This is a genomic window from Achromobacter sp. MFA1 R4 (assembly GCF_900156745.1).
In the GTDB taxonomy this organism is placed as follows: domain Bacteria; phylum Pseudomonadota; class Gammaproteobacteria; order Burkholderiales; family Burkholderiaceae_B; genus Achromobacter.
Window position 1 is genome coordinate 4,131,409 of record NZ_LT707065.1, and the last position, 14,407, is coordinate 4,145,815.

Here is a 14,407-nt window from a genome sequence, read left to right on the forward strand (position 1 = left end):
GAAAAGCAGCGCGATGAGCAGCGAACTGGCGATAGTCCTCACCATCCTGGGCGCGGCCGTCGTGCTGTTCGTCATCGGGCGTCCCCGGTCGGACGCCGTGGCGCTGCTGGTCATGGTCTTGCTTCCCTTTAGCGGCACGGTGACCTACCGCGAGGCGCTGGCTGGGTTTTCCAATCCCAACATCATCCTGATCGCGTGCCTGTTCGTCGTCGGGGAAGGACTGGTGCGCACCGGCGTCGCGCAGGCGGTGGGCGACCTGCTGCTGCGGCATGGCGGCAAGAGCGAAGGCTGGCTGGTCCTGCTGGTGATGGGCGCGGTCGGGTCGATGGGCGCGGTCATGAGTTCCACCGCCGTGGTCGCGATTTTCATCCCCATCGTGCTGCGAATTGCGCGCAAATCGGGCATGGCCAGCCGGCGCATCCTGATGCCGATGGGCACGGCGGCCGCCATCAGCGGCATGTTGACGCTGGTGGCCACCACGCCCAACCTGGTCCTGAACAGCGCGCTGGGCTATGCGGGCTATGAGGGCTTCGGGTTCTTCGATTTCACGCCGATCGGGGTGGTGGTGCTGGCGGGCGGCCTGGCCTACATGCTGTTTGCCCGGCGGCTGATCGACGCGGGGCAGGGCCCGCGCGCCGCGAACCGGCCCAGCCTGGGCGATTGGGCGACGAAGTACTCCCTGCAGAACCGGGCCTATCGCCTCCTGGTGGGCGAGCACTCCGACCTCGTCGGGCGGCGCCTTGGCGTCTGCGCGGACGAGCTGGGCAAGGCGGCCCGCGTCATCGCCATCGAACGCAGTTCGCGCTTTGCGCGGTCGGTGATGCGCGCCACGGCGGATGACGTGGTGGAACCCGGCGACGTCCTGCTGCTGGACATGGACGCCGAGGGGTTCGACATCGACGGCTTCTGCGGCCGACATGTGCTCAAGCGGCTGGCGATGTCCGGGGTGTATTTCACCGACCAGGCGCGCGACGTGGGGATGGTGGAGGTCATCGTCCCGTCCGAATCGCGGCTGGTCGGCGCCAGCGCCCGCGATTCGGTCGTCCTGGCGCGGCACGGGCTGTTCATCGTGGGCCTGTGGCGCGGCGCAAAGGCGCTGAGCGACGTGCAGGACACCAAGATGCGGGTGGGCGATACGCTGCTGGTGGTGGGGCCGTGGGCCGGCATTTTTTCCCTGCAGGCCGAGGAACACGACCTGGTCAGCCTGGCGATGCCGGTCGAAGCCGATTCGCTGGTGCCCGTGCCCAATCGCGCCCTGCATGCGCTGCTGTCGCTGGCCACGGTCATTTTCCTGATGTTGACGGACTGGGTGCCCAACGTGATGGCGGGCCTGATCGGCGGCCTCATGATGGGACTTTTCGGCTGCGTGACGCTGGACGTGGCGTACCGCTCGATCAATTGGCGGGCGCTGATCCTGATCGTGGGGATGCTGCCGTTCGCGCTGGCGCTCAAGCGCAGCGGCGGCGTGGATCTGGCCGCGCAGTTCCTGTTGCACTATTCGGGGGACTGGGGCATCTACGGGCAGCTTGCCCTGGTGTTCGTGGCGACGGTCACGCTGGGCATGGTCGTCTCCGGCACGGCCACGGCGGTGCTGATGGGGCCCGTCGCGATCAGCATCGCCGAAAGCCTGCACGCGTCGCCCTATGCCTTCGCGATGACCGTGGCCATCGCGTCGTCCGCGGCGTTCATGTCGCCGGTGTCAACGCCGTCCAATGCGCTGGTCAGCGTGGCGGGCGGCTTCGGCTTTGCCGACTACCTGAAGGTCGGAACGCCATTGACCTTGTTTTCGCTGGTGGTCAGCGTGACGCTGATCCCGATCCTGTTCCCGTCCTGAGGGCGGAATCCCTACCGAGAGGCGCGCTTATGGCTGTCAGGACTGGCATTGCAATCGCCGCGGCATCGCTGCTGTTTGGCGTTCCGGCCGTGTTTTCCCACGAACTGCCGGCCGCGCCGGACCCGGCGCAAACGCCTGCCAGCGCGCAACCCGCGCCGGATGCCCGCATCCTGTTCCAGAACGTGCGCATCTTCGATGGCGTGTCCGCCGAGCTGAGTCCGGCGAGCCACGTGCTGGTCAACGGGAACCTGATCGAAAAAGTGTCGCGGGACGCGCTTTCCGCGCCGGGCGCACGCGTCGTCGACGGCGGCGGCCGCACGCTGATGCCGGGGCTGATCGACATGCATTGGCACAGCATGTTCGTGGGCGTGCCGCTGGCGGTGGCGCTGACGCAGGATGCCGCTTACCTGAACATCGTCGCCGGCGTGGAGGCGCGCAAGGCGCTGATGCGCGGCTTTACCACCGTGCGCGACCTGGGCGGGTCGGCCTTCAGCCTGAAGCAGGCGGTGGACCAGGGGGTGATTCCCGGCCCGCGCATCTATCCGTCCGGGGCGATGATCAGCGTGACCAGCGGGCATGGCGATTTCCGGTCCATGGCTGACCTGCCGCGCACCCTGGGCGCGCCGGGGTCGCGCCATGATGTTGCCGGCGACAGCACCATCGCCGACAGTCCCGACGAAGTGCGCCTGCGCACGCGCGAGCAGCTCATGCAGGGCGCCACGCAGATCAAGCTGACGGGCGGCGGGGGCGTGTCGTCGCCGCACAGCCCGCTGGACGTGGTGACCTTCACCGAGGCCGAGCTGAAGGCGGCGGTGGACGCCGCCACGGACTGGGGCACCTACGTGGCCGTGCACGCCTACACGCCGACGGCGATCCAGCGGGCAGTCAAGGCGGGCGTGCTGAGCATCGAGCACGGCAGCCTGATGGACGATGACACGGCGCAGGCGATGGCCAAGGCGGGCGTCTGGCTAAGCACGCAGCCGTTTCCCGATGAATTGGCCAACGCGTTCCCGCGGGGCTCGGATCAGTGGTTGAAGGCGCAGGAGGTCTTTGCCGGCACCGACCGCACCTACCAGCTTGCGATCAAGCACAAGCTGAAGACGGCGTTCGGCACCGACATCCTGTTTTCAAGCCGGCTGGCCGAGCAGCAGGGAATGATTCTGGCGAGCCTGACGCGGTGGTATACGCCCGCGCAGGCGCTGATCATGGCGACGGGCACGAATGCGCAACTGTTGAAGTTGTCGGGCAAGCGCAACCCTTATCGCGGCGACCTGGGCGTGGTGCGGGAAGGGGCGCTGGCCGATCTGATCCTGGTCGACGGCGATCCGTTGCAGGACATCAAGCTGATCGGGGATCCGGACAGGAACTTCCTGGTGATCATGAAGGACGGCGTGATCTACAAGGACAGCGTGCCCGCCCGGTGAGATCGCCGCCGGACGGCCGGAACGGACGGCAGCGTCACGGACGCGCCCGTCCGGTCGCAGGGGTCTGCTTCTTGGCGCGCGGTTTGGCCGCGGGCTTCTGGTCTTGGGGCGGCGTGTCGAACTCTTGTTTATTGCGCTCGCCGCGAGGGGTGTTTTCGGGGTGGGGTTTGGGAAATGCCCAGGGCTTCGTTTTCTGATCCATTGCATGTACTCCTTGCACAGGCGGAACAGTAGCATTAGCCGTGGCCCTGGGTAAGTGAGGGTTGACGTCAATATTCATTACATCGTGATATGCGGGCGGAAATTTCCGGCGCGCGTCATCCTTGCGTGCCATGCAAAATCGTTGTTCTGGCGGATCGGACGGGACTACGATCGGTGTGTGCACATAGAAGGAGACATCTATGGACACCGCCAACGAATGGTATGCCGCCGTCAAGGAATGGCAGCGCGCGCGCGACGAGCTCACCGCGGCGATTGCCGCGATCAAGTGGCCCAATCCCACGCCGGGCTGCCTGGAAAACTACGATCGCGCCTACGCGCACGAGACCCAGGCCCGCGACCGGATGAACGACGCCTACGAGCGCTCGCGACGATAGCGGCCCCGCGGCGAGCGCGGCGAGCAAGCCGCCCTGGTTCCATGAATCGCGGATTCGGTGGCTCTTTCAGTGGTGCCACGATGGCGGTATGTTGTCGCTTTTCCCCGACCTGTCGCGCCGCCATCATGTATCTGCCCGCCGCCTTTCGCGAAGATTCCCTGGATGTCCAGCACGAGTTCATCCGCGCCCATCCGCTGGGGGTGCTCATCACCAGCGGCGACGGGGGGCTGATGGCCAACCACATCCCCTGTCTGCTTTATCCGGAAGGCCCGCGCGGCGTCCTGCGCCTGCACGTGGCGCGCGCCAATCCGCAGCTGGCCGAGCTGGCCGCGGGCGGCGAATGCCTGGTGGCGTTCCATGGCGCGCAGGCCTACATCACGCCCTCCTGGTACGCCACCAAGGCGGAAACGCACAAGGTCGTGCCGACCTGGAATTTCGTGGCCGTCCACGTGTGGGGCTCGCCGGTGATCCAGGACGACCCGGCCTGGCTGCGCGCCCAGCTCGATGCCTTGACCGCGCAACAGGAAAAGGCCCGCGTCCAGCCCTGGACCGTGGACGAGGCGCCCACCGACTTCATCGCCGCGCAGATGCGCGCCATTGTCGGCGTCGAGATTCCCATCTCGCGCATCGAAGGCAAATGGAAAGTCAGCCAGAACCGTTCGGCGGCCGATCGCCATGGCGTGGCCGAGGGCCTGGTCAGCGAACGCGGCGATGCGGTCATGGCCGGCCTGGTGGCGCGGCGCGGCGGGGGCGGCTGACGCCGGCTGGGTCAACCCGCGCCCGGCGCGGCGTGCGCCCGTTCCCCGCGCGCGCCGCGTCCGGCCGCAAAACAGACGATGGCGGCCGCCTGCAGCAGCGCTGCCGCCGCCAGGAACCCGAAGAGCGCCAGTCCCGACGCCTGCAGCACGGTTCGCAGCGCCCCGAACGCCGCCGGCGCGAAGGCGTAGGCGCCCTGCGACAGCGCGACGATGAGCGGCACCACGCGCGCCGCGTCCTCGCGGGCGAATTCCGTCTGGGCAATCAGCGGCGGCAGGGACGTGGCGTTGCCGATGCCCGACCCGAACAGCACCACGCCGGCCCACACCGCCCAGGCATGGTCCGCGGCCAGCATCAGCACCAGCGATCCGCCTATCTGCACGGCATAGGCCGCGCAGGCCACTTTGCGGCGATCCGCCGCCGGCGGCATCAGCCAGCCCACGGCAGCGCGTCCCGCGATGGCGCTTGCGGTCGCCAGCCCCATTGCCAGTCCCGCCGTCTGTGCGCCCAGCAGCGGCGCGAGCATCGACAGCAGATGCGCGATCAGCCCGATCTGGGCAAACAGGCCCAGCGCCATGCCGGCAGCTAGCGTCAGGAAGGCCCGGTCGCGCCACAGGTTGCCGACGCGCGCGGGCGCCGTTGCGGCGGCAGGCTTTGCCTTGGCGGGCGAGTCGCCGTCGGGCTCCTGCCCAAGCTGCTGCGGCGTCACCGAGAAGACGCTGCGCGACAGGACGGCGATGACGGCGACCATCGCCAGGCCGACCCAAAGCGCGGCCTGCGCGAAGCCGGCCTGCGCGATCAGGAACACCCACAGCGGCGAAAACACGATGCCGCCCACGCTGGCGCCGTTATAGGCCATGCCCAGGGCGGCAGGGCGCCGGCGCACGAACCACGGCGCGATCAGCGCATTGACGGCCGCGGCGCCCAGCGTGACCCAGCCCATGCCGCTGAGCGCCGCAGCGGCGAACAATTGCCATGGGGCCTGCGCCAGGGCCCAGCCCGCCACGCCCAGCGCCAGCAGCACCGCGCCGCCCGCGGTCGTGCGCGCCACGCCGATGCGGCGGTGCAGGCGCGGCAGGTTGGCCACGACCACCGTGCCCGCCAGGAAGTGCAGCGTGACGGCCCCTGACACCAAGGCGACGCTCCAGCCGGTGCGTTGGACCACGGCGTGCAGGAACACGGGCGGTCCGTAAAAGCCCACGCCCCAGCCGAAGATGGCGAGCACGAAGGTGGCGTAGAGGACTTTCCAGCCGAAGAAGGGGGCAGAGGAGGGCATGAGCAGCGGGGGGCAAGTTTTGGTGAGTCGAAGTATGCTTACGCCTGACACACAACACTTTGGTCCACCCCGAATCATGGAATCCGGATTCGCCGACATCAACCTGTCCGCCGTGGCGGGCGCCATCGCCGACCCGGCGCGCGCGCGCATGCTGTGCGTGCTGCTGGATGGGCGCGCGCGCACCGCCACGGAGCTGGCCGCGGCCGCCGACATCGGCGCGTCCACGGCCAGCAGCCATTTCCAGCGCCTGCGCGAGCAGGGCCTGGTCGAGATGGCGGTGCAGGGCAAGCACCGGTACTTCCGGCTGGCGAGCGCCGAGGTCGGCCGCGCGCTGGAGGCCCTGCTGGTGGTCGCGGGCGCCGATCGCGCGCCGTTCAAGCCCAGCACGCCATCCCTGTTGCGCGACGCCCGCACCTGCTATGACCACATGGCGGGCACGTTGGCCGTGCGCATCCATGACGCCATGCTCGCCCGCTGCTGGCTTTTGCCCGACGGCCGCGACTATGCGCTCACTCCGCTGGGCGAAGCCTCGCTGGCGCAGGTGGGCGTGGACGTCGCGCAGGCGCGCCTGCGGCGCCGGCGCTTTGCGTGCGCGTGCCTGGACTGGAGCGAGCGGCGCTCGCATCTGGGCGGCGCCCTCGGGGCGGCGCTGTTCGACGCGCTGCTGGCGCGCGGCTGGGTCAGCAAGGACCTGGACTCGCGCGCGTTGCGCGTCACGTCCAAGGGCGAGCGGCAGTTCCCGGCTTTTTTCGGCCCTGCGGACGCACAGCCCGCGGCGCGGAGGGACGCGCATGCGGCAGCCTGACCGTTTCCCCGCCGCCATGTGCCCGAACATGCCGCCGATCGCCGCCGATATGCCGCCAATATGCCGTCCAAGCAGGCGGCGCACCCGCCCACAACCCTTTGAGCCGCGGATGCGGCTTTTTTTACGTCTTCCCGTCCCTCGCGGACCGCTTTACTACCCTGTACAGGAGGTGGCCTTGCCTACGCTGGCCTTGCACGCTTTCCGTCACGTCTTGCAGATCGTGACGGAACTGCGCATCGACGTTAACCATTGCCCGCAGGAAGTGGACAAGGAACTCGATGTCATCCACAACCGCATGAATCGTCCCATGGACCGCCTGCATGGACTGCCGGAGGTCAAGACCGACATCCCTGGCATCGTGCTTCGCTATCGCGAGGCTGACGGCGAGTATTACGTGTATGTGGTGGACGTGCGGCGGGACCGGCTGGCGGGCTACACCGTTTTCAACCGCCTGATCGAAGTGGGCCGGCGCGCCGATCCCTATGTGCGCGCCCCGCATTCCAAGTACGCCGCCCCGTACCAGGGCATGGGCCTGGCCACCGCGGTGTACCGGTGGGCGCTGGACGCGGGCCTGTGCATCCTGAGCGGGGCTCGCCAGTCGATCGGCGCGCACCGCCTGTGGATGGGGCTGGCGCGCGACTACGCGCTGGGCTTCGTGGACCTGCGCCGCAAGCAGTTGACCTACCTGGGGCGCGAGGTAAGTCCCCGCGTGCGGGAGGATCTGCACACCCGCATGATCCTGCTGGGCAAGGGCTGGACGCTGGACGCTTACATGCGCGCGACAGGGATGATTGCGTCCCAGGATGCGCTTTCGCAACACACCCTAGGGTAATCCCCGGATTTCCGTGCCGGGCGTCGCGTGCCGCGAGCCCGGCGCTGGCTCGAAAGCCGCGCCAACACTGAATATCGCGCCGCCGCCCAGCGGCGCTTCTCAAAATATGAGAAACGGGGACGCTACTAATTGGGCGCAACAGTGTTTCCAGTTTCTGCTGGAGTTACAAAACTTATCCGGGTTGTCATGAATCGCGGAGTATGCTCGACGGTAGATAGAGGACTACCGAAGTGCATCAAAACAACTTGATCTACAAGGGATACCGCCTTACGGCCAAGGTTTCCCGGGGCGACGGCACTATCGAGCTTCAGGCCCAAGCCAGCGGCCCCGTCTTTACCGCCTCGGTGATGGTCGTCCAGGCAGGCGCCATCCTAGAAGGCGGCGACGAATACCCGGTTCCGCAATTCGCCGAGGGCGGTTTCGTCTACAGCCCGCGCGAGGCCGTCCATGCAGCCATCCTGCACGGACGGGAGATCGTGGACGGCCTGACGAACGTGCCGTCCTGACGGACTTGCCGCCTGGCGCTTTTTGCCTTTCGCCTGTTCGCCTATTGGCCTGTTCGCCGTTACGCGGAAAAGACTTCCCGCCAGTCGCGGGTCTTGGCCAGCGTCTGCACGGTGGCGGACTGTTCCAGAATCGTCACGGCCTTCTTGAATTCCTCGGCCGACGCGCCGTCTTCCAGTATCACCATGCGCGAGTTGCGCGCATCGGCCATCTTCACGTCGGACATCTTGCCGTGGGTCTGGTAGACCTGCGTCCAATCCATTTTCTTGCCGGCCTTCAGGGCGATGGGCTCGATGTACGTCAGCGCCGTGCTGCCCGCGGCGCGCACCGCATACGCGAAGTCGGCGGTGTGGCCGCTGCTGCCCTTGGCGCGCGCGCCCTTGACCATGCGGTTCACGCCCACCCCTTCCGCCAGCGCCCGGCCCACCTGGGCGCGAAAGCGCAACTGGCTGAAGCGGGGCATCCATTTCGCGCACTGGAACGACAGGGCCATCGCCAGCTTCACGGCGTCCCACAGGGCTTCCTGCAGTTGTTCGTTGGGCCCCGACGCGACGATGGCGCCGGACCGGTCGAATTGCGCCAGGGTGACGCCCGGCGTCTCGTTCAGGATATCGATGCGCTTGGCCGCCACCTCGATGCCGAAGCTGGACGCGTGCATCGCCGTCTCACCGGCGTCGGTCAGGTAGAACGAGGACTCGTCGGGATGCGCGATGAAGAACGCGGCATGTTGGCCATCCAGGCCCAGCGTCATGGGAGACACGGCGCGGATGGCGTGTTCGCCCGCCGGCAGGACAGTCCAGCCGGAGGCTTCCAGGAAATTGCTCATAGGATCAGTTCGATTTGGCGGCCTTTGAGGGGATGCGCAAAGCCGCCGGCCAGCGTCAGGTTCGCTCGCGGCAGGAAATACTGCATCAGGGCGCCGATGGTGTCCAGGGCGGGCACGACGGGTTCGGCATAGCCTTCGCCTTCTTCGACCCAGATGTGTTCATGGCTGCGGTCGGCGAGCGGCTTGCGGTAATGGGGCCGGTCCGAGCCCACCAGGCTGGTGTGGAAGGAGTCGTCGGTGTCCACGCCGTATACGCGGTGCGGACCCACGAACAGGCTGGCACAGAACGCTTCCGTCAGGAAAATGGTGGCCTGGCCATGCACCGCCGTGCGCGCGCCCCGGTAGAAGGTGCGGAAGATCACATCCTCGCGCACGTCGCCCTTGACCTTGCAGGGGCTGCTGAATTCCATCCATTGGACGTTGCCCGCGCCGGGCTTCGGCGTCCAGAGGATCGGCTTGGCGGTTTCCTTGGGTTCGGCAAGGATCTCTTGCACCTCATCAACGGTGATCAGCGGTTCGAACTTGTTGGCCATGGAAACAGAGTTAGGGTCTTGGGACTGCGCGGTGACGTCTTGCGCCATGCATGCGCTGCGCCCCGCCGCGCCGCGGGACAGACACGCGCGCGCAGCATTGCGAGGGGGCGTAATCTTACAAGATGAAGACCGGGCGGGTTGGATTGCTGTATGGATATACAGTCAATGTCGCGCTCCGGGAAAACACAGGGTGGGGCGGATGCCAGACTTCATGCAGGACTTCATGCAGGGACTTCACCCCGGACCTCACAGAGACGAGGCGCCGAAGGTGTCGCATTGCTTGAGGCTGCCGCTTTCCAGGCCACGCTTGAACCAGCGCACGCGCTGTGCGGACGTGCCGTGGGTGAAGGCGTCCGGCACCACGTAACCCTGGGTCTGCTTCTGCAGACGGTCGTCGCCGATGGCGGTCGCGGCCGCCAGGGCTTCTTCCACATCGCCGCCTTCGAGGATATTGCGCGCCGCATCCGCGCGCTGCGCCCACAGGCCGGCAAAGCAGTCCGCCTGCAGCTCCATGCGCACGGACAGCGCATTGGCCTGCGCCGGATTGCGGCGGCGCAGATTGTCCACCTGATCCGAAATGCCCAGCAGGTGCTGCACGTGGTGTCCCACTTCATGGGCGATCACGTAAGCCTGCGCGAAATCGCCCGGCGCCTTGAAACGGCTCTGCAGTTCGTCAAAGAACGACAGGTCGATGTACACCTTGCTGTCGCCAGGGCAGTAGAAGGGGCCCATGGCGGACTGGCCGGTGCCGCAGGCCGTGGGCGTGGCGCCGCGGAACAGCACCAGCTTGGGCTCGACATACTGGCGGTTCAGTTCATTCTGGAAGATGGACGTCCAGACGTCCTCGGTTTCGCCCAGGACCTTGGACACGAAGACGGCTTGCGGATCATTGGCCGGGGGGCGCGAGGCGGGCGCTTCCTGCTGCGTGGGCGGGCCTTCGGCCATCTGCAGGACCACGCTGGGGTCCACGCCGAAATACATGGCGACCAGGGCAAGTACTATCGTGCCTATGCCGATGGTGCCGCGTCCGCCGATTCGGGGGCCGCTGGAACGGCGGTCTTCCACATTTTCGCTCTGGCGCGATCGATCGAGGCGCATACTGGTTCTCCGGGCGGTTCGGCGTTACCGCCATTTTGCATCGCCGCGCTATTTTGAGCGGCCTTCAAGGATGTTAGGATAAACCCATGGCTTTGTACTTCTCCGTCCACCCCGCAAATCCCCAGCCGCGGCTGCTCAAGCAAGCCGCCCAATGGCTCAACGACGGGGGCCTGGTGGCCGTGCCCACCGATTCCAGTTACGCCGTCGTGGCGCGGCTGGACGACAAGGCCGCCGCCGACGGGCTGCGCCGCCTGCGCGGGCTGGACGAACGCCACCATCTCACCTTGCTATGCCGCGACCTGGCTGAAATCGGCCATTTCGCGCGCGTCGACAACAAGCAATACCGTCTGCTGAAAGCCGCGACGCCCGGCCCCTGGACGTTCATCCTGGAAGCCACCAAGGAAGTGCCGCGGCGCGTTTCGCACCCGTCTCGCAAGACCATCGGCATCCGCGTGCCGGACCACGCCGTCCTGCTGGGCCTGCTGGAGCAGGCGGGATCGCCCCTGCTGTCCACCACGCTGATCCCCAAGGACGAAACCGACGCGCTCAACGACGCCGAGGAAATCCGCGCGCGCTACGACCACGACCTAGCCGCCATCATCGACGCGGGCGCCTGCCCGCAATCGCCCACCACCGTCATCGACCTGACCGGCGACGACCCGGTCGTGGTGCGCGTGGGTCGCGGCGATCCCGCCACCCTGGGTCTAGTCTGATCCCGTCCATCGCCTCGCCATGCGAGACACGCCGCGCCGGCGTGCGGCTCATCTACAATCCGGTTCGCCATGAATGACATCATCCAAACCATTGCGGTCTACGCGATACCGGTCATCTTCGCCATCACCCTGCACGAAGCCGCGCACGGCTACGTGGCGCGCATGCTGGGCGATCCGACCGCCTACGAGGCCGGACGGGTCAGCCTGAACCCGGCGCGCCACATCGACCCCGTCGGCACCTTGCTGGTGCCGGTCGCCATCCTGCTGGCGTCCAAGCTCATGGGCAGCCCCGGCCTGCTCTTCGGCTGGGCCAAGCCGGTTCCGGTGGACTTCGGCCGCCTGCGCCGCCCGAAGAAGGACATGGCCTGGGTCGCGCTGGCCGGCCCGGCCGCCAACCTCTTCATGGCCATCCTGTGGGCGCTGTCCCTGCGGTTGTTCATGGAAAGCGGCCTGCACGAAAGCTTCTGGTTCGAGATGGCCGTGGCGGGCGTGAACGTCAACCTCGTGCTGATGGCGCTGAACCTGCTGCCCATCCTGCCGCTGGACGGCGGACGCGTTCTGTTCAGCCTGCTGCCCAACCGGCTGGCCTGGCAATACTCCAAAATCGAGCCCTACGGACTGGTAATCGTCATCGTCCTGCTCGTCACCGATGTGCTCTGGTTATTGATGCAGCCGGTGCTCGGGTTGGGAACGACAATCGTTCAGTGGTTTCTGTAAGATTCCAGCCAATATCCGTTAAACTCAGCTGTTTCACTGAATTTGGCCCCGGGGCAATCCCGCTGCGGGGTTTTGGAGCCCTTCATCTATGGCATCCCCTGCTACCGCCGCAGGCGTTAATTTCCAGGGCAGCATGGTGGCCCTGGTCACCCCAATGCAACCCGATGGCAGCCTGGACTACGCTGCCTACCGGTCGCTGATCGACTGGCACGTCCAGGAAGGTACCGATGCGCTGGTGGTGGTGGGCACCACCGGGGAGTCGCCCACGGTCTCCATGGAAGAACACGCGGAACTGATCCGCGTTGCCGTCGAACATGCCGCCGGCCGCATTCCGGTCATTGCTGGCGTGGGCGCCAACTCCACCGACGAAGCCATCCACCTGACCCGCCACGCCAAGGCCGTGGGCGCGCAGGCCGGGCTGTCCGTCGTCCCGTACTACAACAAGCCTTCGCAGGAAGGCCTGTACCGCCACTTCCGCACCATCGCGGAAGCCGTCGACCTGCCCACCATTCTGTACAACGTGCCGGGCCGTACCGTTGCCGACATGAGCAACGAAACCGTCCTGCGCCTGGCGCAGGTGCCGGGCATCATCGGCATCAAGGACGCCACCGGCGACATCGCCCGCGGCGGCCTGCTGCTGCGCGAGGCGCCCGCCAGCTTCCAGGTCTTCAGCGGGGACGATCCCACCGCCGCGGCCCTGATCCTGCTGGGCGCGCGCGGCAACATTTCGGTCACGGCCAACGTGGCGCCCAGGCTCATGCGCGATCTCTGTGCCGCCGCCCTGGCTGGCAACGTGCCCAAGGTTCGTGAACTTAATGCGTTCCTGGCGCGTCTGAACAAGGCTTTGTTCGTTGAAGCCAACCCCATCCCCGTCAAGTGGGCGTTGGCCGAAATGGGCCGCAGCGCGCTCGGCTACCGGCTGCCGCTGGTTGAACTGGGCTCGCAGCATCACGCAACGGTGCGCGCTGCGCTCCAGGAAACGGGACTGCTCTAATATCGTGAGGAAACGTATGAACAAACGTCATGCCGGTTTGTCGGCATTGATGTCTCTGGTGTTGCTGGCCGGATGCTCCGAGGTCAACCAATTCCTGGGCAATGAAGAATCGGTCGATTACAAGAGCGCAGTCAATCAACGCGGAGAGCCCCTGAGCATCCCGCCCGACCTGACCCAGGCCAACAGCGATCCGCGCTATCGCGCGCCCGCTTCCGGGTCGACCACCTTCTCCGAGTTCCAGCAGCAGGGCGTGGCCCAGGCCAGCGCTCCTAAGACGAGCAACGTGCTGCCCAACCGCCAGGACATGCGCGTCGAGCGCGACGGCGACCTGCGCTGGCTGGTCGTGGAGCGTCCGCCCGAGCAGGTCTTCCCCCGTCTGGTCGACTTCTGGACCGAAAACGGATTCACCGTCGCCACCAACAATCCCGGCGCCGGCCTGATCGAAACGGACTGGGCCGAAAACCGCGCCAAGATCCCCGAAAGCTGGCTGCGCCAGGCGCTGGGCGCCGTGCTGGAAACCGCCTGGGATAGCGGCGAGCGCGAGAAATTCCGCACCCGCGTCGAACGCGTCAACGGCCACACCGAAATCTACGTCAGCCATCGCCAGATGCTCGAAAAGCGCGTGGGCTACGACGGCGCGCAGGTGCAGTGGCAGAACGGCAAGGAAGATCCCGGCCTGAACGCCGCCATGCTGGCGCGCATGATGGTCTACCTGGGAACCGACGTCGACAACGCGCGCAAGCTGGTGCAGCAGGCCGAAGCCTCGCCGCAAAAGCCCGCCGTGCAGCAGGTTGTCCGTGCCCAGGGCGCAACGCTCATCATCAGCGAATCCTTCGACCGTGCGTGGCGCCGCGTCGGCGTGGCGCTGGATGGCGGCGGCTTTGCCGTCGAAGACCGCGACCGTTCGGCCGGCGACTACTTCGTCCGCTATGTCGACACCGACACCGGCGAAAAGATGGAACAACCGGGCTTCTTCAGCCGCATGTTCTCCGGCGACAAGCAGGCCCAGGCGCCGCAGTACCGCATCCACCTCACGGGCAGCGGCGACCAGACCACGGTCACGGTGCTGGACGCGAATGGCGCGCCCGACAACACCGCCACGGCGCAGCGTCTGCTGAGCGTCCTGAAGGACAAGATGTAATCAGCAGCGCCGCAAGACGCAAAAAAACCCTGGCATTTTCGATGCCAGGGTTTTTTTTGCGTCTTCAGTGCGGGGGTTCGTGCCTGAATGATTACGACGCGGGGGTGGTCGAGCCGCCCGGGGTGGTGGAACCGGAACCCGGCGTGGTGCCCGGGGTCGGGGCGGGCGCCGCCGGCGGCGTGCTGCTCGGGGCGGGCGTGGTCGTGGCGGGAGCGGGGCTGGTCGCCGGCGCCGCGGCATCTTCCTTCTTGTTGCAAGCGCTGAGCGAAACGGCCAGCACCGAGGCAATAATCAAGGTTTTGCTCATCATTATTTGGACTCCTGTAGATGACGACTCTTGAAACCCCGTTAGGGGAAA

17 protein-coding genes are annotated in these 14,407 nt (G+C 66.7%); 11 read left to right on the plus strand and 6 right to left on the minus strand.

What is annotated here, in order from left to right:
- The first annotated feature begins 13 nt into the window (after positions 1–13).
- Complete coding sequence (locus BXA00_RS18915) at positions 14–1,834, plus strand: SLC13 family permease (protein WP_076519985.1); 1,821 nt, start codon at positions 14–16, stop codon at positions 1,832–1,834.
- Between the two features lie 29 nt (positions 1,835–1,863).
- The gene (locus BXA00_RS18920; protein WP_083714289.1) at positions 1,864–3,258 is read left to right on the plus strand and encodes an amidohydrolase family protein; all 1,395 of its coding nucleotides are present in this window, start codon (positions 1,864–1,866) and stop codon (positions 3,256–3,258) included.
- Positions 3,259–3,292: 34 nt separating this feature from the next.
- Here BXA00_RS18920 and BXA00_RS29105 read toward each other — a convergent pair whose 3' ends face one another.
- Positions 3,293–3,460 carry a hypothetical protein gene (locus BXA00_RS29105; RefSeq protein WP_172805878.1) on the minus strand — a complete coding sequence of 56 codons (168 nt, stop codon included), beginning with the start codon at positions 3,458–3,460 and terminating at the stop codon, positions 3,293–3,295.
- Between the two features lie 199 nt (positions 3,461–3,659).
- Here BXA00_RS29105 and BXA00_RS18925 point away from each other — a divergent pair, with 199 nt between their 5' ends.
- Together BXA00_RS18925 and BXA00_RS18930 are read left to right on the plus strand one after the other, a co-directional pair.
- Positions 3,660–3,854, plus strand: coding sequence for a hypothetical protein (locus tag BXA00_RS18925; protein WP_076519986.1), 195 nt, complete (start codon positions 3,660–3,662; stop codon positions 3,852–3,854).
- Positions 3,855–3,979: 125 nt separating this feature from the next.
- Complete coding sequence (locus BXA00_RS18930) at positions 3,980–4,612, plus strand: FMN-binding negative transcriptional regulator (protein ID WP_076519987.1); 633 nt, start codon at positions 3,980–3,982, stop codon at positions 4,610–4,612.
- Positions 4,613–4,623: 11 nt separating this feature from the next.
- Here BXA00_RS18930 and BXA00_RS18935 read toward each other — a convergent pair whose 3' ends face one another.
- Positions 4,624–5,886: an MFS transporter gene (locus BXA00_RS18935; RefSeq protein WP_076519988.1), complete on the minus strand. Its 1,263-nt coding sequence runs from the start codon at positions 5,884–5,886 to the stop codon at positions 4,624–4,626.
- A 76-nt stretch (positions 5,887–5,962) separates the two neighbouring features.
- Between BXA00_RS18935 and BXA00_RS18940 the strand changes: the two genes are divergently transcribed.
- The 3 genes from BXA00_RS18940 to BXA00_RS18950 all read left to right on the plus strand — a co-directional run bounded on the left by BXA00_RS18940 (position 5,963) and on the right by BXA00_RS18950 (position 8,029).
- Positions 5,963–6,691, plus strand: coding sequence for a helix-turn-helix transcriptional regulator (locus tag BXA00_RS18940; RefSeq protein WP_076519989.1), 729 nt, complete (start codon positions 5,963–5,965; stop codon positions 6,689–6,691).
- A 175-nt stretch (positions 6,692–6,866) separates the two neighbouring features.
- Positions 6,867–7,523 (plus strand): N-acetyltransferase, encoded by a 657-nt coding sequence (locus tag BXA00_RS18945; protein WP_076519990.1) that lies wholly within the window; start codon positions 6,867–6,869, stop codon positions 7,521–7,523.
- A gap of 230 nt (positions 7,524–7,753) precedes the next feature.
- Positions 7,754–8,029 carry a hypothetical protein gene (locus tag BXA00_RS18950; protein ID WP_076519991.1) on the plus strand — a complete coding sequence of 92 codons (276 nt, stop codon included), beginning with the start codon at positions 7,754–7,756 and terminating at the stop codon, positions 8,027–8,029.
- Between the two features lie 59 nt (positions 8,030–8,088).
- Here BXA00_RS18950 and BXA00_RS18955 read toward each other — a convergent pair whose 3' ends face one another.
- From BXA00_RS18955 to BXA00_RS18965, 3 genes are all read right to left on the minus strand, one after another.
- Positions 8,089–8,853 (minus strand): DUF1828 domain-containing protein, encoded by a 765-nt coding sequence (locus tag BXA00_RS18955; RefSeq protein WP_076519992.1) that lies wholly within the window; start codon positions 8,851–8,853, stop codon positions 8,089–8,091.
- Positions 8,850–9,386, minus strand: a complete 537-nt coding sequence (locus tag BXA00_RS18960) for a hypothetical protein (protein ID WP_076519993.1) — start codon at positions 9,384–9,386, stop codon at positions 8,850–8,852. Before BXA00_RS18960 ends, BXA00_RS18955 begins: the two co-directional genes overlap by 4 nt.
- A gap of 246 nt (positions 9,387–9,632) precedes the next feature.
- Positions 9,633–10,484: a neutral zinc metallopeptidase gene (locus tag BXA00_RS18965; protein WP_076519994.1), complete on the minus strand. Its 852-nt coding sequence runs from the start codon at positions 10,482–10,484 to the stop codon at positions 9,633–9,635.
- An 86-nt stretch (positions 10,485–10,570) separates the two neighbouring features.
- Here BXA00_RS18965 and BXA00_RS18970 point away from each other — a divergent pair, with 86 nt between their 5' ends.
- The 4 genes from BXA00_RS18970 (at position 10,571) to bamC (ending at position 14,049) form a co-directional block, all read left to right on the plus strand.
- A complete protein-coding gene (locus BXA00_RS18970; RefSeq protein WP_076519995.1) occupies positions 10,571–11,197 on the plus strand; it encodes an L-threonylcarbamoyladenylate synthase in 627 nt (208 codons plus the stop codon).
- Positions 11,198–11,266: 69 nt separating this feature from the next.
- The gene (locus BXA00_RS18975; RefSeq protein ID WP_076519996.1) at positions 11,267–11,914 is read left to right on the plus strand and encodes a site-2 protease family protein; all 648 of its coding nucleotides are present in this window, start codon (positions 11,267–11,269) and stop codon (positions 11,912–11,914) included.
- Positions 11,915–12,002: 88 nt separating this feature from the next.
- Entirely contained in the window at positions 12,003–12,908 is a 906-nt protein-coding gene (gene dapA, locus BXA00_RS18980) for a 4-hydroxy-tetrahydrodipicolinate synthase (protein ID WP_076519997.1), read from the plus strand.
- Positions 12,909–12,924: 16 nt separating this feature from the next.
- Positions 12,925–14,049 carry an outer membrane protein assembly factor BamC gene (gene bamC / locus BXA00_RS18985; protein WP_076519998.1) on the plus strand — a complete coding sequence of 375 codons (1,125 nt, stop codon included), beginning with the start codon at positions 12,925–12,927 and terminating at the stop codon, positions 14,047–14,049.
- 91 nt (positions 14,050–14,140) lie between these two features.
- Here the strand turns inward: bamC and BXA00_RS18990 are convergent, their stop codons facing one another.
- Positions 14,141–14,359, minus strand: a complete 219-nt coding sequence (locus BXA00_RS18990) for an endopeptidase (RefSeq protein ID WP_076519999.1) — start codon at positions 14,357–14,359, stop codon at positions 14,141–14,143.
- Between the last annotated feature and the right edge of the window lie 48 nt (positions 14,360–14,407).